We start from the raw sequence: 24,458 nt of genomic DNA, 5'->3' as shown, positions 1-24,458 counted from the left end.
GACACCATGATAGAGTAAGGGGATCCCGATGATCGACTTCCCCCGCGCCCGCGAGACACGCTCGCAGGACTTCAACTACATCCAGGTCAAGATCGCCTCTCCCGAGGAGATCCGGGGCTGGAGCTTCGGCGAGGTCACCAAGCCGGAGACCATCAACTACCGCTCGTTCAAGCCCGAGCGCGACGGCCTGTTCTGCGAGCGCATCTTCGGTCCCGTCAAGGACTGGGAGTGCCACTGCGGCAAGTTCAAGCGCATCCGCTACCGCGGGCACGTTTGCGACAAGTGCGGCGTCGAAGTGACGCTCAGCAAGGTGCGGCGCGAGCGCATGGGCCACATCGAACTGGCCGTGCCGGTCGCCCACATCTGGATGTTCAAGACGCTTCCCTCGCAGATGGGCTATCTGCTGGGAATGACGCTGCGCGACCTGGAAAAGGTGATCTACTACGCCGCCTACGCCGTGACGGCCATCGGCGGCCAGGACGTGAAGCACAGCCAGGTGCTGGACGAGGACGAGTACCTGGCCCTGCGCGAAAAGGCCCGTGAAGAAGGTGACGAGGTGTTCGCCGCCGACATCGGCGCGCCGGCCATCCGCAACCTTCTGGGGCAGCTGGACGTGGACTCGCTGGCCGAGACGCTGCGCACGCAGGTGGCCAACGAGACCAGCCAGCACCGCAAGAAGATGGTGCTCAAGCGGCTCAAGGTCATCGACGCGATCCGCGGATCGGGCGCGACCCCGGCCGAGCGCAACAAGCCGCAGTGGATGATCCTGGACGTGGTGCCGGTCATTCCGCCGGACCTGCGCCCGCTGGTGCCGCTGGACGGCGGCCGCTTCGCCACGTCGGACCTGAACGACCTGTACCGCCGCGTCATCAACCGCAACAACCGGTTGAAGAAGCTGATGGAAATGCGCGCTCCGGAAGTGATTCTCCGGAACGAGAAGCGCATGCTGCAGGAAGCCGTCGACGCGCTGTTCGACAACGGCCGCCGTTCCAAGGCGATCCGCGGCCGCGGCAAGCGCCCGCTCAAGTCGCTGAGCGACATGCTCAAGGGCAAGCAGGGCCGCTTCCGGCAGAACCTGCTGGGCAAGCGCGTGGACTACTCGGGCCGTTCGGTCATCGTGGTGGGCCCCGAGCTCAAGCTGCACCAGTGCGGCCTGCCCAAGGCGATGGCGGTCGAACTGTTCAAGCCGTTCATCATCCATGAGCTTGAAAAGCGCGGCGAGGCCGAGACGGTAAAGCGCGCCAAGAAGATCGTGGAGCGCGACGACCCGCGCGTGTACGAGGTGCTCGAGGACATCATCCGCGACCACCCCGTGCTGCTGAACCGCGCGCCGACGCTGCACCGCCTGGGCATTCAGGCGTTCGAGCCGGTGCTGGTGGAGGGCAAGGCCATCCGCGTGCACCCGCTGGTGTGCGCGGCGTTCAACGCCGACTTCGACGGCGACCAGATGGCGGTGCACGTGCCGCTCTCGTTCGAGGCGCAGCTCGAGGCCCGGGTGCTGATGCTGTCCAGCAACAACATCCTGCTTCCCAGCAACGGGCGGCCCATCGCCGCGCCGTCGCAGGACATCGTCATCGGCTGCTACTGGCTCACCAAGGACAAGGCCAGCTTCCGCGACGAAGCGGCGGCGGACCAGGCCGCGGGGGCGCAGTCGCCGTCCGAGCGCGACCTGACCAAGGTGCTTCCGCGCTTCGGCACGGTGGCCGAGGTGGAGATGGCGCTGGCGCACGGGCGGGTGGGGTACCACTCCACCGTGTACTACCTGACCGATCCGCGCCGCGCGGACGAAAAGGACGAGGGTGAGGCCGACGCCAAGGTGTGGGTGGCCACCACGCCGGGGCGCATCATCTTCAACTCCGTGGTCCCCCCCGAGATGGGGTTCTGGAACAAGACCATGGGCAAGAAGGAACTCGGCGACATCATCTTCAGTGCCTACCGCACGGTGGGGCTGGGGACGACGACCGTGTTCCTGGACTCGCTCAAGAGCTTCGGGTTCCGCTACGCCACGCTGGCCGGCGTGTCGGTGGGGATCGAGGACATGAAGATCCCGGCCGAGAAGGACGCCATCCTCAAGGAGGCCGATGACGACGTGTCGCGCTTTACCCGCGCGTACAACAACGGCGTCATCAGCAACGGCGAGCGGTACAACAAGGTCATCGACACCTGGACGCACGCCAACAACGACGTGGCGGACGCCATGGTGAACCGTCTGGGCGCGGACCGCGGCGGCTTCAACCCGGTGTTCATGATGATGAACTCCGGCGCCCGCGGCAGCCGCGACCAGATGCGGCAGCTGGCCGGAATGCGCGGCCTGATGGCCAAGCCCCAGAAGAAGCTCACGGGCGGCATCGGCGAAATCATCGAATCGCCGATCAAGTCCAACTTCCGTGAAGGCCTCACGGTGCTGGAGTACTTCATCTCCACCCACGGCGCCCGCAAGGGCCTCGCGGACACGGCGCTGAAGACGGCCGACGCCGGATACCTGACCCGCCGCCTGGTGGACGTGGCGCAGGACGTCACGATCAGCGAGGACGACTGCGGCACGGTGCTGGGGCTGGAGATCGCCGCGCTCAAGGAGGGCGAGGACGTGGTGGAGCCGCTCAAGGACCGCATCGTCGGTTCCGTGGCTTCGGACGACGTGTACGACCCCATGGACGGCGACCTGCTGGTGGCTGCCGGCGAGCTGATCGACGAAGAAACGGCGGACGAGATCGAGGACGCCGGGATCCAGTCGGTCAAGATCCGCAGCGTGCTTACCTGCGAAAGCCGCCGCGGGCTGTGCGTGAAGTGCTACGGCCGCAACCTGGCCACGATGGGCATCGTGGACCCGGGCGAAGCCGTCGGCATTCTCGCCGCGCAGAGCATCGGCGAGCCGGGCACGCAGCTGACGCTGCGCACCTTCCACATCGGCGGCACGGCGGCGCGCATCGCGGCGACGACGGGGCGCAAGAGCAAGGTGGAGGGCGTGGCCCAGTTCGAGCGCATCGTGACGGTCACCACGCCCGAAGGGGCGCGCATCGTGACCAGCCGCGAAGGCGAAATCATCATGCGGACGCCCGAAGGCATGGTCCGCAGCCGGCTGGCGGTGCCGTACGGCGCCACCATCTCGGTGGAGGACGGCCAGCGGGTGGCCGTGGGCGACACGCTGTTCGCGTGGGACCCGTACTCCGAGCCCATCGTGGCGGACTTCGGCGGCACCCTGCGCTTCATCGACATCGTCGAGGACGAGTCGGTGCGCGAGGAGCTGGACGAGTCCACCGGCCGCCGGCAGATGGTGATCATCGAGGACCGCAGCAAGAAGCTGCACCCCATGATCGAGATCATCGACGCCAACGGCGTGAAGGTGCGCGAGTTCATCGTTCCCGTGGGCGCGCAGCTCACGGTGCGCGACGGCGAAGTGATCCAGCCGGGCGGAGCGCTCGCCAAGCTGGCCCGCGAAGCCTACAAGACCCGCGACATCACGGGCGGTCTGCCCCGCATCGCCGAACTGTTCGAGGCGCGCAAGCCCAAGGACCCGGCGGTGATCACCGAGGTGGACGGCACCGTTCGCTTCGGCGACATCAAGCGCGGCAAGCGCGAGGTGATCGTGATCCCGGAGACGGGGAACGAGCGGGTGTACGAGGTGCCGGTGGGCAAGCACCTGCGCGTGCACGAGGGCGACTCGGTGCGCGCCGGCGACCGTCTGTCGGAGGGCCCGGTGAACCCGCACGACATTCTGCGGATCAAGGGTCCCCAGGCCGTGCAGGAGTACCTGCTGAACGAAGTTCAGGAGGTGTACCGCCTGCAGGGCGTGAAGATCAACGACAAGCACATCGGCGTGATCGTGCGCCAGATGCTGCAGAAGGTGCGCATCCTGGAGCCCGGCAGCACCGAGTTCCTGGAAGGCGAGACGGTGGACCGGACGGAGTTCCAGGACACCAACACCAAGGAGATGACGAACGGGGGCTCTCCGGCCACGTCGGAGCCGCTGCTGCTCGGCATCACCAAGGCCTCGCTGACGACGCAGTCGTTCATCTCGGCGGCCTCGTTCCAGGAGACCACGCGGGTTCTGACCGACGCCGCCATCCGCGGCGCGCGCGACGATCTGCAGGGGCTCAAGGAAAACATCATCATCGGCCACCTGATCCCGGCCGGTACCGGCATCTACCGGTACGAGGACGTGGCGTTCGGGCCCGAGGGTGAGGCCCCCGCGGCGGCATCCGCGCCGGCGCCGGCCCCGGTGGCCGCCAGCGAGACGGCGACCATCGAGGCGTGAGCCTCGGGACGGTGATGTGATGGTTGGATAGGAAGCGGCCCCGGACAGCGATGTCCGGGGCCGCTTTTTCGTTTGTATGCCCATCGTTTCCCGTCCCGGGTGGGCAGTCTGATCCTCTGGGCGCGAGAAAAAGCTGTCGCACCGCGGACCCCAACGGTGCGATCCGATTGGTGTCTGGACTGTCCACTGGGTTCCGTGTAGATTGGGCCTGTACGTGTCCTCTCAACCGGAGCGCGTGAGATGGCGAGCAGAATCGAGGCGGAAGCCCGCGCGGACATGAGCATTGATCCGCTGATCAACTGGGATCTGCCGGATTACGAGGTGAACACGAGCCGCAGGCACCGGCTCCTGAGCCGCATTCTCGGCCTGCAGTCGGACGAGGAGGTCGAGGCGGAGCGGATCGCCGAGCGCGAGGCGGAGCGCAGCCTGCCGGAGTGGGTTGCGCCGGATGATCCCTGGCGGCTGGCCCTGGAGGCGAGGATGCGGGCCGTCGGCATCAGGCCCGCAACGGTCTGGAACTGGCCCGTGCGAAAGCCGATCCGGAAACCCGACTGGCGCGACTGGCTCCGCAACCGACTGGGGGGATGAACATGGTCTTTCTGGATGCGAGCGCGCTGGCCAAGGTCTACCTGGATGAGCCGGGGACGGGGAGCATGCGTGGTGTGCTGGACCGGTGCGGCGATACGCTGTTCGTGAGTGACTTCGTCGTTCTGGAGGTTCTGACCAGCATTCGCAACGCGCTCCGGACCGTGCCGGCGACCCGCTACAACAGCGTGCTGGACTGTTTTCAGACGGATTACCAGAGGTTCAGCCTGGTGGATGTCGCGCCGGAGATCCGGAAGACCGCGATTGAGATGACTTCCGCGTTCCGCACCGCGCGTGCGCGCAGCATGGATGTGCTGCACGTTGCGACCGCGCTCTGGCTGCAACGGAAGATCGCTCTTCCCGGTGAGTCGGTGACGGTGGGTACCTCCGACCGCGATCTGGCCGTGCTGGCGGAGGGATGCGGGCTGCGCACGTTCGATCCCAGCCGCGAGCCGCTGGCGACGCTTCCCCGCGCGCGCAGGGGCTGATCGCGATCTCCACTCGCACGATTCAGGTACGTGGGCCGGGTGCCGTCTTCCGAGTGGATCAGGTCTGTCTTTCCGAACCGGAGCGAAAGAGATGGCGAGCAGAATGGAAATGGAAGCAGAGCCGATCGTGGAACTGCTGCCCGATTGGGGCCGGGTCGAGCACAAGGTGAACACGAGCCGCCGGCACCGGCTCCTCAGCCGCATCCTGGGCCTGCAGACGGACGAGGAGTTCCGGGCGCAGATCGCCGCGGAACGCGAGGCCGAGCGCAACCTGCCCGAGGTTGTCCCTCCAGACGATCCCTGGCGGCTGGAACTGGAAGCGCGACTGCGTGCGCTGGGCCACCGTCCCGCGAAGGTCTGGAACTGGCCGGTGCGCAAGCCGATCCGCATCCCGGACTGGCGGGACCGGCTGCGCACGTGGCTGGGTGGATGACGATGATATTTCTCGATGCGAGTGCGCTGGCCAAGGCGTATCTGGACGAGGAAGGCACGAGCAGTGTTCTCGGCGTGATGGAGCGCCGGAAGGAATCGCTGTACCTGAGCGAGTTCGTAGCTCTGGAGGTATTGACCAGCATTCGGATTCGGCTGCGCGACGCGTCGGCCGAGAAGTACGAAGCCTCGGTAAAGCGGTTCCGCAGTGACTACGCGACCCGCTTCACGCTGCTTCGGGGGAGCAGAGAGATTTCCGAAAGTGCATTGGAGCTCACGACCAGAAAGCGTAGTGCGCGTGCTCGCAGCATGGACGTACTGCACGTCGCGACGGCGCTGCGGCTTCAGCGAGATTTCGAGTCGTTCGGCGGGGCCGTGGTGATGGTCACCTCGGACCGCGATCTGGCGGCGCTGGCGGAGGAGTGCGGACTGCGGACGTTCGATCCCAGCCGCGAGCCGCTGGCCGCGCTCCCCCGGGCGCGCCGGGGCTGATCAGCGGAAGGCGTCGCCCTTGTGCAGCCGCTCGCGGACGGTGGTGGCGATCAGATCCACCAGGCGGTCGGGCTTCTTCCACTTCATTGCCAGCTTGCTCGGATCCATCCCGTGCTCGGCGACGATGTCCTTGAGCTCGTCCAGGCTCAGCGCGGCCAGCCGGGCGCGCAGCACGCCGTCGCCCTCCTGGTCCACCGCGAACGGGTCCAGCACGCCGGCCGCGCGCCGTCCCGTCCGCTTCCTGGCCGGAGCAGGGGACGAGGCGATGGAAGCCGCCGCGGGAGCGGCGCCGACGGCCGCGGACGGGGCGGGGATCATCGTCCGCAGCGCCTGCTCCAGCCGGGCGGCGAACGCAGGGTTCTGTTCCGCCTCGGCGATGACGGCGCCGAACAGGGTGCGGAGGCCCGCGATCAGGTCGCTCATGCGCCGTACTCCACGCGCTGAAGGATTTCCGCCGTGAGATCGCGGTACGCCTCGTACGTCCGCGCGCCCCACTTCTGCCGGAGCGTGCTGACGGGGCGGAACTCCGCCGCGCCCGCGACATCGTTGCTTTCGGGGACGATGGTGCGGAAGATCGGGGCGGGGGAGGCCGCCACCAGCGCATGCAGCTGCGCGTTGTGCACGGTGGATTGCGCGCGGTACTTGTTCACCACGATGCCCAGCGGCTCGATGCGCGTGTCGAACGCGTCGCCGAACATCCGCACCCGCCGCATGATCTGGGGCACGCCGTAGGTGGAGAGCACGTCGGGGATGGTGGGCATCACGTATCCGCGCGACATGCGCAGGCCGTTGAAGGTCACGATCCCCAGGCTGGGCGGGCAGTCCACCAGCACCCAGTCGAACTCGTGCAGCACGGGCTGCAAGGCGTGGCGCAGAATCTCCACCGGGTTGGCCGCGTAGAACTCGCCGCGCGGCATGCTGGAAAGCTGTTCCTGGATCTCGATCAGCTCCAGGCTACTGGGGAGCAACGCCAGCCCGTCCACCTCGCCCACGCCGCCCACGCCCGGCAGAATGGCGCGCCGCAGATCGAAGCGGCCGCCGCCGGAGAGCGCGTCGCGAAACAGGTGCGCGACGGTGAGCCCGGCCGCGTTCTGCGCCGCCCATGCCCGTTCGCCCATCAGCATGACGGTGGCGTTGGTCTGCGGGTCCAGGTCCACCACCAGCACCCGCCGGCCGAACGGGCCGGCAAGCATCTGCGCCACCGCGACGGTCGTGGTGGTCTTGCCCACGCCCCCCTTGAGGTTGATCACGGAAACCACCGCCGCCATGCCCGTCTCCCGTTGCGCGTGAGTGCAGCCGGAGCGCGGGCGGGCGCGAATGCCGTGCCGGAATGAACGGCGGGAGAGCACTGCTGGATGCCGTGATGGTCGTCCTCCTTGACATCGGATCATCAAGTGCTGATTATTCAGCAGTTGATCACGCCGACACCCGCTCTCCCGTCCCTTCCGCTGGCAAGGTTGTTCTGAACCGATCCGAACTGAGCCGCCGCGAGCGCCAGATCATGGACATCGTGTTCCGCCGGGGGCGGGCGACCGCCGCGGACGTGCTGGACGATCTTCCGGATCCGCCCACGTATTCCGCCGTGCGCGCCGCGCTGCGCCTGCTGGAGGAAAAGGGCCTGCTTGCGCACGAGATGGACGGCAAGCGGTTCGTCTATCTGCCCACCACGCCCCAAGGGCAGGCACGCAGCAGCGCGCTCAAGCACCTGGTTCGCACGTTCTTCAACGGCAGCCCCGAGCAGGTGGTGAACGCGCTGATCGAGGACGCGCGCCCTTCCGCCGCGGAACTGGACCGGCTGGCCAAGCTGATCGACGACGCACGGCGGAACGAGGAAGGCAAATGAGCACGATCCTGAATCCCGCCCTGTTCGCCGCCGTTGCCGACGCGGCGGTCCGAGGCACCGTCATTCTGCTGGCCGCGCTGGCCGCGACCGCGCTGATGCGCCGGTCCTCCGCCTCCGCACGGCACATGGTGTGGCTGGCGGCGCTGACCGCCGTGCTGCTGCTCCCCATCGCGCGATCCATCGTTCCCGAGTGGCGCGTGCTGCCGCTGCCCGCCGCCGCCACGGTGATGCCCGGAGTGGAATCCGCCGCTCCCGGGACGCGGCGTGATCTCTCGACTGCGACTGCTCCCGGGGCGGAGCCGGTGAACGCAGCCGTCCCCACGCCCGCGCCGACGATGGCGGAGCGGCTGGCGGACGTGGACTGGTCGCGCGCGGCGGTGCTGTTGTGGGCCGTGGGATCGGCGCTGGTGCTCGTGCGGCTGCTGGCGGGAGTTGCGCGGCTGCTGTGGATCGAGCGGCGCGCCACGGAGCTGACGGACGACGAGTGGGTGCGGCTGACGGACGGGCTTTCGCGCCGGCTGCGGCTGGGGCGCATCGTTCGCCTGCTGCGCGAGCCCGCCGCCACGGTGCCGATGACGTGGGGCGTCTTTCATCCCGTGGTGCTGCTGCCAGCGGAGTCCGAGCAGTGGCCCGACGAGCGGCGCCGCGTGGTGCTGGCGCACGAACTGGCCCACGTCCGCCGCTGGGACGCGCTTACGCAGTGGGTGGCGCACCTGGCGCTGGCGCTGTTCTGGTTCAATCCGCTGGTGTGGATCGCCGTGCGGCGCCTGCGGCAGGAGCGCGAGCACGCCTGCGACGACGCCGTGCTCGAGATCGGCACGCGCGCGGCGGATTACGCGAGTCATCTGCTGGACATCGTCCGCTCGCTCGGCTCCGGGCCCTCTGCGGCGGCCGGCCTGGCGATGGCGCGGCGCAGCCAGTTCGAGGGCCGCCTTCTCGCCATCCTGGACGGCGCCGTCCGCCGCAACGCGGCCAGCCGCGCCGCCGCGCTGGCCACCGCCGCCGCGGCGCTGGCCTGCCTGCTCCCCTTGGCCGCGCTCCGTCCCGCCGCCGCCGCGACGGAGGTCGCCCAGTTGCCCTCCGTGCCCGCGCCCGCGTCAGACAGCGTGACCATCGTGGAGACGACGACGATCACGGAGCAGAGCGTCGACGAGGCCGGGCCGGCCGCGATGGATGAGATCGGCGAGCGCGACCGGCTGGTCGCGTCGGCCAGGCGCGGTGATCCGGGCCAGTACGCCGACATCATCCGCGCCGCGGCGGGAATCTCGTCCGCCACGGACCGGCGGCTGGTGCTTGCCGCCGTGCTGGAGCGGCCGGACCTGTCGCGCGACAACCTGGGCGCCATCATCCAGGCCACGCGCACGATGGATTCCGATGCGGAGCGGCGCCTGGTGCTCGCCGCGGCGGTGCGCCATCCGGTGTTCCGCGCGTCGTCCACCGTGCTGCCCGCGTTCGTGGATGCGCTGGGATGGATGCGCGCACCGCTGGAAGCGCGGCTGGTGGCGACCTCCGCGTTCGCGGCCCGCCCGTGGAGCCCGGCGTCGCAGGTGGCGCTGCTGCGGGCCGTGGGGCGGACGGAATCCGACACGGAGCGGCGGATCATGCTCACCGCCGCGGCGCAGCACCAACGGATGGATGAGCAGGCGCGCGCGGCCTACATCGCCGCCGCGGGCGGGATCCGCTCCCAAACCGAGCGCCGGCTGGCGTTGAACGAACTGACCGTGCAGCGCGTTCCCGCCGTGGCCGCCAATCCGCCGCGCTCCACTCCCGCGCCCCGCGCGCCGGAGCCGGTGACGGAAACCCGCAGGAGTGGCGGGCTGGCGCAGTGGGACGGCGAAATGCACCTGGAATTGAGCGGGGACAGCCTTCCGCGCGTCGTCCGCATCACGGCCGAGAAGGTGTTCTTCGGCGCCGAGCGGTGGGACATCCAGCGCATCGGCGCGGGCGGGCGGCTGGTGGTGGAGGAGCGTGTGGACGGGCAGCTGCGCCGTGTGCGCGCCGTGGCCGGAACGGATGGCCGTCCCGCGTTCACCTACACCGTCGATGGGCAGTCGCGGCCGTTCAACCAGGCGAGCCGCGGGTGGATGAACGCGCTGATCCGCGAGTTCACCACCTCCTGATGTACCCGCCGGGCCCGTGCGCCCGGCGTTCTTTCGCGTGCAAGTGCTGATTTTTCAACCTTTGAGGGAGATCGTCCAGATGAACCGAATGCTTTCTCTCGCCGCCCCGCTGCTGGGCGCCCTGCTGGCCTGCTCCCCCGTTTACAGCCAGCGGGCAGCGATCCAGGAAACACGGATGGTAGAGACGACGGATGACCAGCGGCTGGAAGTGGCTGTCCGCGGCTCCGTGGCGGTCAACGCGACGGGTGACTGGGTGGAAGCCGTCGGGCCGGGCGGGCGGCTGCTGATCGACGAATCCGGACTCCTCTCCACCCGCCACGTCGAGTTCACTCGCGGGGAGGATGGGGGCGTGCGCGTCACGTACTCCGTGGACGGGCGCGAGCAGGAGATGGACGCGGTGGCGCGCAACTGGGCGCGCGATATGGTGATGCGCGCGGCCGGCGAAGCCGGGCTGGGCGTGGAGCGGCGCGTCAGCTACATCCCGTCGCGCGGCGGCGTGCCCATGGCCCTGCGCGTGACCGCGTAGATCCGCGGTGATGACGGGCAGCGGCAGTCGCGCGCCGGAAGCCGCCGCTGACCGGCTGATCCGCGCTTCGCGCCGCCGCTGATCCGGACCGCGCGGGTTCGACCCCGCGCGGTCCGGCCTCCAGATCGATCCATCCGCCCGCGAATCCATCGCGCGGCACATCAACCAGGCAATCTGACCCGTGTTCCGCGGGAGAGTGCTAACTGTTTAGCATGCAACGCTCCTCATCCGCCCTGGAGGCGATCGTGATTCGCACACTGCTCGTCGTCCTCCCCGCCTTGCTGTTTGCCGCCAGCGGATGGGCGCAGACGCCTGACTCGGCACGCACGACGGCGCCGCGCAAGGAGATCCGCGCCGTCCGGCTGCAGGGCCGCGTGCCCACTGTGGACGGCGTGCTGGACGACGCGGCCTGGGCGGCCGCACCCGTGATGTCGGATTTCGTGCAGAAGCAGCCCAACGAGGGTGCCGCGCCGACGGATCGCACGGAACTGCGCTTCGTGTATGACGATCACGCGCTGTACGTGGCGGCGCGCATGTTCTCCCGCGATCCCGCCGCCATCCGCGCGCCCGTCAGCCGGCGCGACAACGGCGCCGCGGCCGAGCACGTGTGGATTTCGCTGGACACGTACCTGGACCGCCGCACCGCGTACAGCTTTGGCGTGACCGCCGCGGGAACGCGGATGGACTGGTACCACGCGCGCGACGACGAGTACGACCTGGACCTGTCGTTCGATCCGGTGTGGCAGGCCGAGGTCAGCCGCGATTCGCTGGGATGGACGGCGGAAATGCGCATCCCTTTCAGCCAGCTTCGCTTCAACGCGCGCGACGAGCAGACGTGGGGATTGAACGTGGACCGGTGGAATCCCGGTACGCAGGAAGACGTGTTCTGGATCGCCGTTCCCACGCAGGAGACCGGCTGGGCGTCGCGCTTCGGCACGCTGACGGGCATTCGCGGCATCCGCCCGGCACGGCGCGCGGAGATCCTGCCGTACGTGGCGAGTTCCGGCACGTTCACGGGCGCGCCGGGCGCAGGCAATCCCTTTGACGACGGCAGCACGCTGGAAGCGCGGGTCGGTGCGGACCTCAAGATGGGCGTGGGCCCCAATCTGACGCTGGAGGGAACGGTGAATCCCGACTTCGGCCAGGTGGAGCTGGACCCCGCGCAGGTGAACCTGTCCGCGTACGAGGCCTACTTCGACGAGCGGCGGCCGTTCTTCATCGAAGGAAAGCAGCTGCTGGCGGGAAGCGGTCCGGAGTATTTCTACTCGCGCCGCATCGGCGGCATTCCGGATGTGGCGCTCTCCAGGCTGGAAGTGGCGGGCGACTTTCAGCAGTGGCCGCGCAACAGCGCCATTCTGGGCGCGGCAAAGCTGACGGGGCGGCTATCGACCGGCACCTCCGTCGGCGCGCTGGCGGCGGTGACGGACGATGCGTACGCCCGCGGCTTCGACGTGGCGGGAGACGGGTTCGACCGCGTCCGCGTCGCGCCGCGCACCGGGTACGGCGTGGCGCGCGCGCAGCAGGAGTTCGGCGCCAGCCAGTCCACCGCGGGGGTGCTGCTTACCGCCGTGCATCGCGACATGGAGGATGACGAGCCCCTGGCGCAGCTGCTGAACCGAGACGCGCTGGCCGGCGGCGGCGACTGGAATCTGCGCTTTCGTGGCGGGGAATATTCGGTCAGCGGCTACGCGGGGTTCAGCTACGTCGCGGGCGATTCGCTGGCGCTACTGCGGAACCAGCGTTCCAGCGTGCGCTTCTTTCAACGGCCGGACCAGGACTACGTGCGCGTGGACCCGTCGCGCACGTCGCTGGGCGGATACACGGCGCAGCTGCAGGTGGCGCGGGAAAGCGGCAGGCATTGGCTGTGGGTGGCGCAGGCCAGCGGCCAGTCGCCGGGGCTGGAGCTGAACGACGCCGGATTCATGGGGCGCGCGGACGAGGTGTTCGGCTACGGCAACCTGCGCTACCGCGAAACGCAGCCCGGCAAGCTGTTTCGCCGCTACGACATCGGCCTGACGTCGGAGAACACGTGGAACTTCGGGCGGACGCGCACCTTCAGCGCGCTGCGCACGGACATGCGCTTCACGTGGAAGAGCTTCTGGACGACGACGCTGATCGCGTGGAAGGACATGCGCGCGTTGAGCGATTCCTACACGCGCGGCGGGCCGCTGGCGGGAACGCCGGCTTCGTGGCGGGCGATTGCGGCGGTAGGAATGCCGGAAAGTTGGATGACGCGCGCGTCGGGGCAGGTGACGGTCGGGCGCGGCGAAGAAGGATCGAAGTACCTGCTGTTCACCACCGCGCTGTCGGCGCGCCCGGGACCGCGGTGGCAGCTTTCGGTAGAGCCGCTGTGGAGGCGGATGACGGACCCGCGGCAGTACGTCGCCTCCCTCCCCGGTGGGCCGGACGCCACCTACGGGCGGCGCTACACCTTTGCTTCGGTCGATCAAACCATCGTCTCCGCGGCGACGCGGCTGAACTACCTGTTCACGCCGGACCTGTCGCTGGAGTTCTACATGGAGCCGTTTGCCGCCAACGGACGGTACGAGAGCTTCGGCCAGCTGCGCGCGCCGGGCGCGCTGCGGCTGGACGGAACCGGCGGCCGCGTGGTGAGCGAGCGCGGCGAGCACTTCTTTGTCGGCGATGCGGACGAGGATGGGGACGGGGAGCTGGACCGCCAGCAGATCGCCAGCGATTTCACCATCCGCTCGTTCCGCAGCAACGCGGTGATGCGGTGGGAGTGGCGGCCGGGAAGCACGTTCTTTCTCGTCTGGCAGCAGGACCGCTCGGCGAGCGAACTGGGCGGGAACAACGTGGGATTCGGCGCGCTGGGCGATACCTTTGGCGCCCGTGGCGACAACGTGCTCGCGCTCAAGATGTCGTACTGGATCCCCATCCGGTGATCATCGCACCGGGTGCCGGCTTCACCTGACGCCTGATCGCTCGCCTCATCGCCGATGAACGTCCGATGAACGTCTGAGGTGAGGCACAGGTAGAGGGCGATCCCATGCGGAATCAGATTCGCCCGCAGGTTCCGATGCGGGATGAGGTTCGTGCGGAAGGCGATCCGATGCGGGCCGGGTTCCCGCGGGGCGGCGGAGTTCCGTCCGGCGGTTGAAACCGCGCCTCGAAACACACGATGTCCGCCTCCGCGGACCGTGGCCGCGACGTAATCCCCAATGCAGTTGAAGCCCCGAACCGGACGCGCCAGCGGCCGGTGTCGGGGCTTTGCGCTGTTCGAGCGGCGGATTCATCCGCTCAGGAGGTAGCGCCACGGATAGACCGCCATCCCCCACCCTCATCCCTCATCCATCCTCATCCATCCTCATGCCGAAATCCTACTCGCCCCCGATCTCCAGCGCCTGCTCGTGGTGCCGCCAGTTGGGCGGATCGGTGATGATCTGCGCGATCCCGATCACCGCCAGCGCGCCCGCCACGATCCCCGGCCGCTCGCCCGTCGTGAGCGCGCCCACGGCCAGCGCCCCACCGGCACCCGCCAGCCGCCACATCAGCTTGCGCCGCGAGCGCCGCTGCCCTTCCGCGCCGGGCTCGCCCAGGTTCACCAGGCCGATCCCCAGCAGACAAAGCGCGTAGCCGCCGCACAGAATCCATCGGTCCGCCGGGTCCACCGCGGCGGTGGATCGCGTGGTGACAGCGAGGCGGATCCCCGCGGCGGTCGCCGTGAGCCCGGCGGCCAGCGGCAGGTGCGCGTACAGCCACAGGTGGTATCGCCCGGTGCGCCCTTCTTCGCGCACGGCGTGCACCGCCGCGCCGTCCAGGTTCTCGAAGTAGATCCACCAGAGCCCGAACGCCATCAGCATCCCCATCACCCCGGTGCGCACCGCGGTGGCGCTCGGCGCGTCCGTCGCCAGCGCCGACACCACGCCCACGATGGATTCGCCCAGCACGATGAGCATGAAGAGCCCGAAGCGCTCCGGCAGGTGCGTGCGGCTGGTGGGGACGTCCGCGTGCAGCCGTCCGCTGGTGATGGGCGTGCCGATGTCCACCATCAGCGCCAGTCCCCACAGCCAGAAGCGCAGCGGCGGCTCCACCAGCGCGGATGCGGCCCAGATCCCCGCGGCCAGCGCGAACCCGCCCGCGAACCGCCGCGCCAGCCCGCGCGCATCGGGGACGTGCCGCATGGCCAGAAAGTACTGCACCACCAGAAAGCATCGTCCCGACGCGTACGCCAGCGCGAACGCCCGCCCGCCGCCGTCCAGCGCGCCGTGAACGTGGATGGCCATCGTCACCGCCGCCACCATCTGCGCCAGCACCAGCAGCCGGTCGCTCAGGTCGTCCGTGTCGAACCGGTCCGAATAGAACGTCGTACCGATCCACGACCACCAGATGGGGACGAACAGCGCCGCCGTGGCCAGGACGCTGGCGGCGCCGGTGTGGTGGTGCAGCATCCTCCCGATCTGCGACACCGCCGCGACGAAAACCAGGTCATAGAACAGCTCCATCCACGTGGCGTGGCGCTCCCCCGTGTCCTCGGCGTTGCGCAGAGCGGGAGGCCGCAGCCAGCGGGAACGCCGCCCCGTCATCGCGCACCGTCCCGTTCGCGATAAGTCGTGTACGATGGACGGATGCGGTTTCCCGCCATCGCCGGAGAAGAATGCACGTCCAGCGGCGGAAGCTTGCGGGGTCGACCAGGAGCGTTCATCAGACAGGCGCCGAATCCGTGTCGGTCCCGGCCGGGCCACGCGGGGCGGGCCGGGAGAAAACGGCTGGCGAACGCACGAATCCGGCCTGAACAAAGGCTGGACGCTCGTGCCGCGCCACGGCGGGACAGAAACGACGAAGAGCCTCCCCGCGTGCGGAAAGGCTCTCCACGATCTGCGATCCCCCAGCTACGCGGCCGGCGCGGCGGTCTCCATCTCCGGGACGATGGCTGGCGGCGGGTCCATCGCGGGCGGGGACGCGGGCGCGCGGACGGGCTGCCGTTCATCCTCCAGCACGGCGATGCGGTGCTCCCACTTTCCCATCATGCTCACGAACGCGGTGGCCACGTCCGGATCGAACTCCGTTCCCGCGCGGTCGGTGATGTACTGCAGCACCCGGGCGGAGGTCCACGCGTCGCGGTAGGGGCGGTGCGTGCGCAGCGCGTCGTACACGTCGCACACGTGCGCGAGTCGGCTGGCGGAGTGGCAGGAACGGCAGTAGTACAGGGAAGGGTAGCCGCCCCCGTCGTGCATCAGGTGATGCTCGTACGCCACCACCGCCGCCGTTTCCAGGTTGCGCTCCGTGTCCAGCAGCAGCCGCGCCCCGTCCACCGGGTGCTGGTTGATGACGGCGCGCTCCGCCTCCGTCAGCTTGCCCGGCTTGTTCAGGATATCGCGCGGAATGCGCACCTTGCCGATGTCGTGCAGCAGCCCCGCCACGCCGAATGCCCGCACGTCCGTCTGCGGAAAGCCCAGATACTCGGAAAGCGCCATCGTCAGCACGGCGACGTTCATCGAATGCGTCGTCGTGTACTCGTCGTGATCGCGCAGGCGCAGCAGGGGCAGAATCATCTGCTGGTCGCCGTGCATGGCCACGGAAAGCGAGCGGACGACGGCCTCCGCCTCGGCCACGGGAACGGGGCGCATCTGCTCCACGTCCGCGTTCATCCAGCGTACCGCCTGAACCTCGTCCATCAGCGAGTAGTGCAGCGGCGCGGCATCCGGCTCCGGCTCCGCCCGCGTGTCGTCGCGCACCCCCACCATGCCGATGCGGATGCGCGTCCGGCGCATCTGCCGCATCTCCGGCGAGTCCACGGCGGAAAGGGTGAGGCGCGCCAGCAGTTCATCCAGCAGCCCTTCCAATTCCTCTCGCGACACCGGCTCGTCGAACTCCAGCCGCTGCACCCCGGCCGCCACCAGCCGCGCGCTCCACTCCCACCGGCGAAGCTCGTGCAGCGGCTGCGCGCCATGCAGCACCTCATCCCCCAGAAAGGTGAAGGACTGGCGGGGGATGGAGGACTGCAGCTCTGCCAGCGGCCCATACGCCGCGTCCAGGGCACGCTTGCGCGCGGGATGCAGGTCGGCGTACAGGGACATGGTGGCAATCGCCTGCGCCATGGCCGTCAGAAAACGGACGGGATCGCTCACGATGGATCGAGAAGGAGGGCGCGGGAAAGGACGGGATCGGCGGATCTGCGCGCGGCGGCCAGGAGAGGCGCGGCGGCGGGATCGGTGCTCCACCCGGCGCGCAGCGCGGCGACGGCGGCCACCATTTCCGGAGACTGCGGCGCCAGGCGCACGCGGCCCAGCAGGGTGCGGCCGGCGCCCGCCAGCCGCAGCAGCGTATGCAGGGCGCGCGCGTCGGCGGAGGCGCCCAGGACGCGGATGGCCAGCAGGCGCAGCTCCGGGTCCGTCGCCGCGTCGTCCGTGCGACGCAGCACCAGGGGGAGCACCGCGGGCGGGCAGTCCGCCGCGCACTCCGCCAGCGCCTGCCGCTGCACCTGCGGGTCCGTGTCCGTAAGCGCCAGCCCCAGCGCGCGCTCGCGCTCCGCCCCGGCGCGAAACGCGGCGCGGAACGCTTCCCGCCGCACCCGCGCATCCGCGTGGCGCAGCCAGGGCGCCATCGGCACGCCCGGGGGAAGCGCCCCCAGGTCCGCCAGCAGCCCCAGGAGGTTGCGCACCACGTACCACCGCTCGTCCGCCAGCCGATCCCCGATCTCCCGCACCGCCGCGCGCCCCAGCGCCGCCGCCCGGTCCAGCGCCGCCCGCCGCACCGTGCGCGACGGCGACTCGGCCAATTCCTCCAGCACGGGCGCGGCCATGGCGTCCGCCCCGATCCGCGCGGCGACCACGTCCAGCGCCGCCGCGCCGGCGGAACCCGCCCGCAGCAGCGCGCGGACGGAGCCGGGCTGCAGCACGGCCGGCCACACGCTCCCCGCCAGCGCGGAACCCGCGGGCGCGTCCGCCAGCAGCGACACCAGCCGGGGGAGCGCCGCGCCGGAAAGCATGAGGGTGACCGCGCGCCGCACCGCCGGGCCGTCCGCGCCCACCTCCAGCGCCGTCTGCACCACCCGCTCCGCGTCCGGCTCGTTGGGGCCGGGAAGCACGCCCACCTCTCCCGCCACCGACCCGGCGAGCAGGTCCAGCGCGCGGGTGTACGTTTCGGGATTGGGATCGGGGAGCGCCCACCCTTCCACCAGCCGCTCCACCTGCTCGCGCAGCGCCGCGTCCGCCGCCGAACGGAGCGCGCCGGCGCTGCCGTCTGCGTGCGCGGAAAGCTTGGTCAGCAGGCGCATGAGGGAGTGGGAGATGGTCTGCCCCTCCGCCTCCGCAGCGGCGCGCACCAGGCGGACCACCGCTTCGGCGGCGAACGACTGGCTGGCGTGCAGAAGAAAGCGGCGGCGCTGCGGCTCGTCTCCCCCCATTCGCACCAGCCGGCGCAGCGTGGCGGGATCCAGCCGCTGCAGCAGGTCGCTGACGCGCCGCCGAACTTCCGCCGCGCCGGGGCCCGCTTCCGCGCGCAGTTCCTCCGCCATCTGCAGCAGGTAGCCCACGATCACTTGGTCGTACGCGGCGGCGCGGGGGTGCTGGTCGATGGCCCTCGCCACGGCGGCCGGCTGGCGCGTTTCCTCTTCCGGCGCGTCGTCGCGGGCCAGCGCCGCGCGCGCCAGCCCCACCCACAGCCGCGCGGCGCGCACGGAGGCGGCGCCCTCCGATTCCGGCTCGTCTCCCGTGAATTCCAGCTGCGCAAAGGAGACGGAATGCAGCGCTGCGTGCCTCCATTCCGCCGCGGACAGCTCCGCGGGGGGACGGCCGGCCTCCGTTTCGCGCGCCAGAAAGGTGAGCAGCGAGCCGGCTTCGTCGCGGTCCAGCCCGCGCCGCAGCGTCACCGCGCCGATCCGGCCGCGGTGCAGGCGCCCGGCGAGACCGGCCAGCACGGGGTTGGCGGGATCGGTAGCCACGCCCTCGATCACCAGCTGCGCGCGCGCCACGCCGAACGACAGCGCGGCGCGGCCGTCCAGCACCGCGTCCAGGCGCGTGACCACCGCATCCGCCGAACGCGACAGAAACGGGTGCCCCGGCGGATAGGTGCCGTGGTGCTGGATGGCGACGGCGAACTCGGTCAGCAGGTGGACAAAGTCCCGGCCCGCGGCGATGGATTCGCCGGGAGTCGGGACCGCCGCGGGGTGTGGCATGAATGGCCGGGCCGGAGGATGAAGTGCGGGGAAAGATGACTACATTTCCCGCCATGTGCAACAGGTCAAAAGACCCGTCCGGAGCGCTCCTGCAGCGGTCTGCGCGGACGAAGCGGCGGAGACTGTGCGGGGCGGGGCCAGCGCCGCAGCGGCATCCCGTGGTGGAGGGGAGGGAACCGTACGCGCGCGGGATGGGGCGGATGAGAACAACCGGTTCCCGCCAGCGGCGCGGGCAGTCCGCGGTTGGATACGGCACGTCCGGATACAGACCGGAGGACGCGAATGCCGCAAATGGGCGGATACGGGATTACGGGATGGTCGGGAGCGTTTGTCGAGGGTTCTCGGCGCGGCCCGGGAGCCCGGAATGCGAGGCGGGCGGCGGGGAATTGTGCGGGCGGGACGGGGTGCGCGGCGCGGGAGGACGGCGGGCGGGGCGGGGGCGGAGCACGGAGATGAAGAGAAGCCCGGCGCGGGGGGGTTGACCGATACCGGCGGGGCCCTTACCTTTCCCCGTCTGTCGCACAACCGGCGTGTTGGCGGCGGCGGGGACCCATTGGTCCTCGCCTGCTTTTTTCGTCTACTGTCCAGGCTTTCCCTAGTATGCCGACGATCAACCAGCTGGTCCGCAAGGGTCGGGAGACGCTCGAAAAGAAGAGCAAGTCCCCCGCCATGCGGAACAATCCGCAGAAGCGTGGCGTGTGCACCCGCGTGTACACCACGACCCCGAAGAAGCCCAACTCGGCACTCCGGAAGGTCGCGCGTGTGCGGCTGACCCACGGGGTTGAGGTTACGGCGTACATCCCGGGCGAGGGGCACAATCTGCAGGAGCACAGCATCGTGCTCATTCGCGGCGGCCGCGTGAAGGACCTTCCGGGCGTCCGCTACCACATCATCCGCGGCACGCTCGACGCGTCCGGGGTCAACGACCGCCGCCAGAGCCGTTCCAAGTATGGCGCCAAGCGTCCCAAGCCCGGGCAGGCCGCCGGCAAGGGAGCTCCCGCCGGCAAGGGCGGAAAGGGGAAGAGGTAAGTCATGAGCCGTCGCACACGCGCCGTCAAGCGCCCGATCATCCCGGATCCCGTCTACGGGTCGGAGACGATCACCAAGTTCGTCAATACGCTGATGCTGGACGGCAAGAAGTCCACCGCCGAAAGCATCTTCTACGACGCCATGAAGGTGATGGAAGAGCGCACCGGCCAGCCGGCCGAAACCGTCTTCAAGACGGCGCTCAACAACGCCAAGCCGGTGCTCGAGGTCAAGAGCCGCCGTGTCGGCGGCGCCACGTACCAGGTGCCCGTCGAAGTGCGTCCGGAGCGCCGCCAGGCTCTCGCCATGCGCTGGCTGGTGGGCTATGCCCGCGCCCGCGGCGAAAAGACCATGGCCGACCGCCTGGCCGCCGAACTGCTGGCCGCCTCCCGCAACGAGGGAGCGACCATCAAGAAGAAGGACGACACGCACCGCATGGCTGAAGCCAACAAGGCGTTCGCCCACTATCGCTGGTAATTCCGCTCGGACACCGTTCCGGCTGAACCGAACAACTGGACGCGCGGAGGTGCGAAGGGCGGAGTCACCGCCCTTTGTGCCCCGCGTTTTCCACTAACGATAGACGACAACCAATGGCCCGCACCACACCGCTCGAGAAATACCGCAACATCGGCATCATGGCGCACATCGATGCCGGCAAGACGACCACCACCGAGCGCATCCTGTACTATACCGGCCGTACGCACAAGATCGGCGAAGTGCATGACGGTGCGGCGACCATGGACTGGATGGAGCAGGAGCAGGAGCGCGGAATCACCATCACGTCGGCCGCCACGACGTGCCAGTGGACCCGCTTCGACCAGGACTACCGCATCAACATCATCGACACCCCGGGGCACGTGGACTTCACCGTCGAGGTGGAGCGCTCGCTCCGCGTGCTCGACGGCGCCGTCTGCGTGTTCGACGCGGTGGCCGGTGTTGAGCCGCAGTCCGAAACGGTGTGGCGCCAGGCCGACAAGTACGGCGTGCCGCGCATCTGCTTTGTCAACAAGATGGACCGCACCGGCGCCAACTTCGAGCGCTGCGTGAGCATGATCGTGGACCGGCTGGGCGCCAACCCCATGCCCATTCACCTGCCCATCGGCGACGGCGAAAACTTCGTCGGCATCGTCGACGTGCTTCGCCAGGTGGAGCTGATCTACGACGACAACACGGCGGGCAAGAACTGGACGGAGCAGCCCGTCCGCGACTCGCTCAAGGAATCCGCCGCCGCCGCCCGCTTCGCCCTGGTCGAGGGCGCGGTGGAGCACGACGAGGCGCTCATGGAGCGCTATCTGGAAGGAGAAGAGATCAGCGAGCCCGAGCTGCGCCGCGCCATCCGCAACGCCACCATCGCGGGCGCCATCGTTCCGGTGCTCACCGGCTCGGCGTTCAAGAACAAGGGCGTGCAGCAGCTGCTGGACTCCGTGATCGACTACCTGCCGGCCCCGGTCGACATTCCGGCCATCAAGGGCACGGACCCGGAGAACAACGACGCGCCCATCGAGCGGCACGCCACCGACGACGAGCCGTTCTCGGCGCTGGCGTTCAAGATCGCCACCGACCCGTTCGTGGGTAAGCTCACGTTCTTCCGCGTCTACTCGGGCGTCATCGCCTCGGGCAGCCACGTGCTGAACAGCACCAAGAACAAGCGCGAGCGCCTGGGCCGCATCCTTCAGATGCACGCCAACAAGCGTGAAGAGATCCCCGAGGTGCGCGCGGGCGACATCGCCGCGGCGATCGGCCTCAAGGACACCACCACCGGCAACACGCTGTGCGATCCGGAAAACATCGTGGTGCTGGAGTCGATGACCTTCCCCGAGCCGGTGATCTCGGTGGCCATCGAGCCCAAGACCAAGGTTGACCAGGACAAGATGGGCGAGGCGCTGCGCCGCCTGGCCGACGAAGACCCGACGTTCAAGGTGCACACCGACACCGAGACGGGGCAGACCATCATCTCGGGCATGGGCGAACTCCACCTGGAAATCCTGGTGGACCGCATGCTGCGCGAGTTCAAGGTCGAAGCCAACGTGGGCCGTCCGCAGGTGGCCTACCGCGAAACCATCCGCAACCGGGTGGAAAAGGTCGAGGGCAAGTTCGTTCGCCAGACCGGCGGTTCCGGCCAGTACGGGCACGTGGTCATCAACATGATGCCGGCCGAGCCGGGCCAGGGCTTCGTGTTCGAAGACAAGATCGTGGGCGGCGTGATTCCCCGCGAGTTCATCAAGCCGAGCGAGCAGGGCCTGCGCGAGTCCATGGACACGGGCGTGCTGGCGGGCTATCCGATGGTGGACGTCAAGGTGGAGCTGATCTTCGGCTCGTACCACGACGTGGACTCGTCGGAAATCGCCTTCAAGATCGCGGCTTCGATGGCCTTCAAGGAGGCCGCCCGCCGCGCCAAGCCGGTGATTCTGGAGCCGGTGATGAGCGTGGAAGTCGTGACGCCGTCGGACTACATGGGCGACGTCATCGGCGACCTGAGCAGCCGCCGCGGCAAGATCCAGGGCATGGACCAGCGCGGCGAAGCGCAGGTGATCAACGCCTTCGTGCCGCTGTCCGAAATGTTCGGCTACTCCACCAACCTGCGCTCCATGAGCCAGGGCCGGGCGGTGTACAGCATGCAGTTCTCGACGTACGAGGAAGTGCCCAAGGCCAAGTCGGAAGAGATCGTCGCCAAGGTCCGCGGCTGATCGTTCCACGCGGTTGATGAATGAAAGGGCGGCCCTCGTGGCCGCCCTTTCTGTTTCCGGCGGATCATGTCCCCGCAGGCCAACAGGAACAGCCTCACACAGAGCCGCCGAGACGCAGAGAAAGACGGGGCAGGCACTGCGTTGATCCATCCTGTTATTGATCTTTTCTCTGCTTCTCTGCTTCTCTGCTGCTCTGCGTGAGATTCCGGTCTGTTGCTGTTCCTCCGTGCCCTCCGTGCCGCCTCCGTGTCCTCCGTGTGAAACGGCTGTTCGTTTTCGCGGGCCGCGGCCGCTCCATCCACCCCACCGGACAAGCAGTTACGCCGCCGCAGGGGTTGACGGGGAGTGTGAATGTCGCTATCCTTCGCGTCTTGCCCCGGTTTTGGACCGCGGAACATCGCGGTCCCCGGCGCGTGAACACCTTGCCGCAGCGGACGAGGGCGGCAGGGTGTGTTGTTTGTTGGGCCCGGCGAGGAGACGCCGGACCACCCGATTCCGCGGCTGAGGCGGTTCGCCGGCCCGGGGCGCAGTGCGCCGCCGGGCGGAATCCATTCAGCCATCTTTTCTCCACCACCCTCGGGACTGAGGATTCAAACCAATGGCCAAGGCCAAGTTTGAGCGCAACAAGCCGCACGTAAACGTGGGCACCATCGGCCACGTCGACCACGGCAAGACCACGCTGACGGCCGCGATCACGCGCATTCAGGCTGCGCAGGGGTTCGCGGACTTCATCAGCTTCGACAACATCGACAAGGCTCCGGAAGAGCGGGCGCGCGGGATCACGATCTCGACGGCGCACGTGGAGTACCAGACGGCGAACCGTCACTACGCGCACGTGGACTGCCCGGGCCACGCCGACTACGTGAAGAACATGATCACGGGCGCGGCGCAGATGGACGGAGCGATCCTGGTGGTGTCGGCGGCCGACGGCCCGATGCCGCAGACGCGCGAGCACATCCTCCTGGCGCGCCAGGTGAACGTGCCGTACGTGGTGGTGTTCATGAACAAGGTCGACATGGTCGACGACCCGGAACTGCTGGAGCTGGTGGAGCTGGAAGTCCGCGAGCTGCTGAGCGAGTACGACTTCCCGGGCGACGATACGCCGATCGTGAAGGGCTCTGCGCTCAAGGCGCTGGAGTCGGGTGATCCGAACAGCGAGTGGGGCTCCAAGATCGGCGAGCTCATGAACGCGATCGACACCTGGATTCCGCAGCCGGAGCGCCAGGTGGACAAGCCGTTCCTGATGCCGGTCGAGGACGTGTTCTCGATCACCGGCCGCGGCACGGTGGCCACGGGCCGCATCGAGCGCGGCATCATCAAGGTGGGCGAGACGGTGGAGCTGGTGGGCTTCGGTGCCGAAAAGAGCACGACGGTCACCGGCGTCGAGATGTTCCGCAAGCTGCTGGACGAGGGCCAGGCCGGCGACAACGTCGGACTGCTGCTCCGCGGCGTGGCCAAGGACGACATCGAGCGCGGCATGGTGCTGGCGAAGCCCAAGACCATCACGCCGCACACGAAGTTCAAGGCCGAGGTGTACGTGCTGACCAAGGAAGAAGGCGGCCGTCACACGCCGTTCTTCACCGGGTACCGCCCGCAGTTCTACTTCCGCACGACGGACGTGACGGGCACCGCCGACCTCCCCGAAGGTGTGGAGATGGTGATGCCGGGCGACAACGTGCAGATGACGGTGGAGCTGATCACGCCCATCGCCATGGAGAAGGAACTGCGCTTCGCCATCCGCGAGGGCGGCCGCACCGTCGGCGCCGGCGTCGTCACCGAAATCCTGGACTGAAGACGGTTGGCGTAAGGAGCGCGGGACGGCCTGGTGCCGCCCCGCGCCTCTGTTCGCACCTGAGCTTCTGAACAACGT

18 protein-coding genes are annotated in these 24,458 nt (G+C 68.9%); 13 read left to right on the top strand and 5 right to left on the bottom strand.

From position 1 onward, the window contains the following. The first annotated feature begins 28 nt into the window (after window positions 1–28). The 5 genes from rpoC (at window position 29) to HNQ61_RS01420 (ending at window position 6,249) form a co-directional block, all read left to right on the top strand. Window positions 29–4,255: a DNA-directed RNA polymerase subunit beta' gene (gene rpoC, locus HNQ61_RS01440; RefSeq protein ID WP_170030959.1), complete on the top strand. Its 4,227-nt coding sequence runs from the start codon at window positions 29–31 to the stop codon at window positions 4,253–4,255. Between the two features lie 240 nt (window positions 4,256–4,495). Next, window positions 4,496–4,843, top strand: a complete 348-nt coding sequence (locus HNQ61_RS01435; protein WP_170030957.1) for a hypothetical protein — start codon at window positions 4,496–4,498, stop codon at window positions 4,841–4,843. Then, on the top strand, window positions 4,840–5,328 hold the full coding sequence (locus tag HNQ61_RS01430; protein ID WP_170030955.1) for a type II toxin-antitoxin system VapC family toxin: 489 nt from the start codon (window positions 4,840–4,842) through the stop codon (window positions 5,326–5,328). Before HNQ61_RS01435 ends, HNQ61_RS01430 begins: the two co-directional genes overlap by 4 nt. Before the next feature lie 91 nt (window positions 5,329–5,419). Beyond that, entirely contained in the window at window positions 5,420–5,761 is a 342-nt protein-coding gene (locus tag HNQ61_RS01425) for a hypothetical protein (RefSeq protein WP_170030953.1), read from the top strand. Beyond that, window positions 5,758–6,249, top strand: a complete 492-nt coding sequence (locus HNQ61_RS01420; RefSeq protein WP_170030951.1) for a type II toxin-antitoxin system VapC family toxin — start codon at window positions 5,758–5,760, stop codon at window positions 6,247–6,249. The genes HNQ61_RS01425 and HNQ61_RS01420 overlap by 4 nt, the downstream gene beginning before the upstream one ends. Here HNQ61_RS01420 and HNQ61_RS01415 read toward each other — a convergent pair whose 3' ends face one another. Both HNQ61_RS01415 and HNQ61_RS01410 read right to left on the bottom strand, forming a co-directional pair. Next, window positions 6,250–6,672, bottom strand: coding sequence for a hypothetical protein (locus HNQ61_RS01415; RefSeq protein ID WP_205761096.1), 423 nt, complete (start codon window positions 6,670–6,672; stop codon window positions 6,250–6,252). Next, on the bottom strand, window positions 6,669–7,517 hold the full coding sequence (locus HNQ61_RS01410) for a ParA family protein (protein WP_170030949.1): 849 nt from the start codon (window positions 7,515–7,517) through the stop codon (window positions 6,669–6,671). The genes HNQ61_RS01415 and HNQ61_RS01410 overlap by 4 nt, the downstream gene beginning before the upstream one ends. A 194-nt stretch (window positions 7,518–7,711) precedes the next feature. Here HNQ61_RS01410 and HNQ61_RS01405 point away from each other — a divergent pair, with 194 nt between their 5' ends. The 4 genes from HNQ61_RS01405 (at window position 7,712) to HNQ61_RS01390 (ending at window position 13,641) form a co-directional block, all read left to right on the top strand. After that, window positions 7,712–8,092 carry a BlaI/MecI/CopY family transcriptional regulator gene (locus HNQ61_RS01405; RefSeq protein ID WP_420816085.1) on the top strand — a complete coding sequence of 127 codons (381 nt, stop codon included), beginning with the start codon at window positions 7,712–7,714 and terminating at the stop codon, window positions 8,090–8,092. Continuing rightward, entirely contained in the window at window positions 8,089–10,212 is a 2,124-nt protein-coding gene (locus HNQ61_RS01400; protein WP_170030945.1) for a M56 family metallopeptidase, read from the top strand. The genes HNQ61_RS01405 and HNQ61_RS01400 overlap by 4 nt, the downstream gene beginning before the upstream one ends. Window positions 10,213–10,291: 79 nt before the next feature. Next, complete coding sequence (locus HNQ61_RS01395; RefSeq protein WP_170030943.1) at window positions 10,292–10,738, top strand: hypothetical protein; 447 nt, start codon at window positions 10,292–10,294, stop codon at window positions 10,736–10,738. A gap of 245 nt (window positions 10,739–10,983) precedes the next feature. Beyond that, complete coding sequence (locus HNQ61_RS01390; protein ID WP_170030942.1) at window positions 10,984–13,641, top strand: DUF5916 domain-containing protein; 2,658 nt, start codon at window positions 10,984–10,986, stop codon at window positions 13,639–13,641. A gap of 435 nt (window positions 13,642–14,076) precedes the next feature. Here the strand turns inward: HNQ61_RS01390 and HNQ61_RS01385 are convergent, their stop codons facing one another. From HNQ61_RS01385 to HNQ61_RS01375, 3 genes are all read right to left on the bottom strand, one after another. Next, the gene (locus HNQ61_RS01385) at window positions 14,077–15,282 is read right to left on the bottom strand and encodes a low temperature requirement protein A (protein WP_170030941.1); all 1,206 of its coding nucleotides are present in this window, start codon (window positions 15,280–15,282) and stop codon (window positions 14,077–14,079) included. 306 nt (window positions 15,283–15,588) lie between these two features. Continuing rightward, on the bottom strand, window positions 15,589–16,827 hold the full coding sequence (locus tag HNQ61_RS29435; RefSeq protein WP_170030940.1) for an HD domain-containing phosphohydrolase: 1,239 nt from the start codon (window positions 16,825–16,827) through the stop codon (window positions 15,589–15,591). Next, window positions 16,824–18,875, bottom strand: coding sequence for a hypothetical protein (locus HNQ61_RS01375; RefSeq protein WP_170030939.1), 2,052 nt, complete (start codon window positions 18,873–18,875; stop codon window positions 16,824–16,826). Before HNQ61_RS01375 ends, HNQ61_RS29435 begins: the two co-directional genes overlap by 4 nt. A gap of 600 nt (window positions 18,876–19,475) precedes the next feature. Between HNQ61_RS01375 and rpsL the strand changes: the two genes are divergently transcribed. The 4 genes from rpsL to tuf all read left to right on the top strand — a co-directional run bounded on the left by rpsL (window position 19,476) and on the right by tuf (window position 24,380). Further along, window positions 19,476–19,904, top strand: a complete 429-nt coding sequence (gene rpsL, locus HNQ61_RS01370; protein ID WP_170030938.1) for a 30S ribosomal protein S12 — start codon at window positions 19,476–19,478, stop codon at window positions 19,902–19,904. 3 nt (window positions 19,905–19,907) lie between these two features. Continuing rightward, window positions 19,908–20,378 carry a 30S ribosomal protein S7 gene (rpsG, locus tag HNQ61_RS01365; RefSeq protein ID WP_170030937.1) on the top strand — a complete coding sequence of 157 codons (471 nt, stop codon included), beginning with the start codon at window positions 19,908–19,910 and terminating at the stop codon, window positions 20,376–20,378. 113 nt (window positions 20,379–20,491) lie between these two features. Further along, on the top strand, window positions 20,492–22,588 hold the full coding sequence (fusA, locus tag HNQ61_RS01360; RefSeq protein ID WP_170030936.1) for an elongation factor G: 2,097 nt from the start codon (window positions 20,492–20,494) through the stop codon (window positions 22,586–22,588). A gap of 598 nt (window positions 22,589–23,186) precedes the next feature. Then, window positions 23,187–24,380 (top strand): elongation factor Tu, encoded by a 1,194-nt coding sequence (tuf, locus tag HNQ61_RS01355; protein ID WP_170030935.1) that lies wholly within the window; start codon window positions 23,187–23,189, stop codon window positions 24,378–24,380. Window positions 24,381–24,458 lie beyond the last annotated feature (78 nt).

Origin of the sequence: Longimicrobium terrae (genome assembly GCF_014202995.1) — a bacterium.
Taxonomy (GTDB): domain Bacteria; phylum Gemmatimonadota; class Gemmatimonadetes; order Longimicrobiales; family Longimicrobiaceae; genus Longimicrobium; species Longimicrobium terrae.
This window is presented reverse-complemented; position numbering and strand designations above follow the sequence as displayed.

Excerpts from the sequence above, each read along its gene's own strand:
- rpsG (WP_170030937.1), top strand. The coding sequence starts at position 19,908 with ATGAGCCGTCGCACACGCGCCGTCAAGCGCCCGATCATCCCGGATCCC.
- fusA (WP_170030936.1), top strand. The coding sequence starts at position 20,492 with ATGGCCCGCACCACACCGCTCGAGAAATACCGCAACATCGGCATCATG.
- HNQ61_RS01375 (WP_170030939.1), bottom strand. The coding sequence starts at position 18,875 with ATGCCACACCCCGCGGCGGTCCCGACTCCCGGCGAATCCATCGCCGCG.
- HNQ61_RS01435 (WP_170030957.1), top strand. The coding sequence starts at position 4,496 with ATGGCGAGCAGAATCGAGGCGGAAGCCCGCGCGGACATGAGCATTGAT.
- HNQ61_RS01415 (WP_205761096.1), bottom strand. The coding sequence starts at position 6,672 with ATGAGCGACCTGATCGCGGGCCTCCGCACCCTGTTCGGCGCCGTCATC.
- HNQ61_RS01420 (WP_170030951.1), top strand. The coding sequence starts at position 5,758 with ATGACGATGATATTTCTCGATGCGAGTGCGCTGGCCAAGGCGTATCTG.
- tuf (WP_170030935.1), top strand. The coding sequence starts at position 23,187 with ATGGCCAAGGCCAAGTTTGAGCGCAACAAGCCGCACGTAAACGTGGGC.
- HNQ61_RS01425 (WP_170030953.1), top strand. The coding sequence starts at position 5,420 with ATGGCGAGCAGAATGGAAATGGAAGCAGAGCCGATCGTGGAACTGCTG.
- rpsL (WP_170030938.1), top strand. The coding sequence starts at position 19,476 with ATGCCGACGATCAACCAGCTGGTCCGCAAGGGTCGGGAGACGCTCGAA.
- HNQ61_RS01400 (WP_170030945.1), top strand. The coding sequence starts at position 8,089 with ATGAGCACGATCCTGAATCCCGCCCTGTTCGCCGCCGTTGCCGACGCG.
- HNQ61_RS01430 (WP_170030955.1), top strand. The coding sequence starts at position 4,840 with ATGAACATGGTCTTTCTGGATGCGAGCGCGCTGGCCAAGGTCTACCTG.
- HNQ61_RS01410 (WP_170030949.1), bottom strand. The coding sequence starts at position 7,517 with ATGGCGGCGGTGGTTTCCGTGATCAACCTCAAGGGGGGCGTGGGCAAG.
- HNQ61_RS01395 (WP_170030943.1), top strand. The coding sequence starts at position 10,292 with ATGAACCGAATGCTTTCTCTCGCCGCCCCGCTGCTGGGCGCCCTGCTG.
- HNQ61_RS01385 (WP_170030941.1), bottom strand. The coding sequence starts at position 15,282 with ATGACGGGGCGGCGTTCCCGCTGGCTGCGGCCTCCCGCTCTGCGCAAC.
- rpoC (WP_170030959.1), top strand. The coding sequence starts at position 29 with ATGATCGACTTCCCCCGCGCCCGCGAGACACGCTCGCAGGACTTCAAC.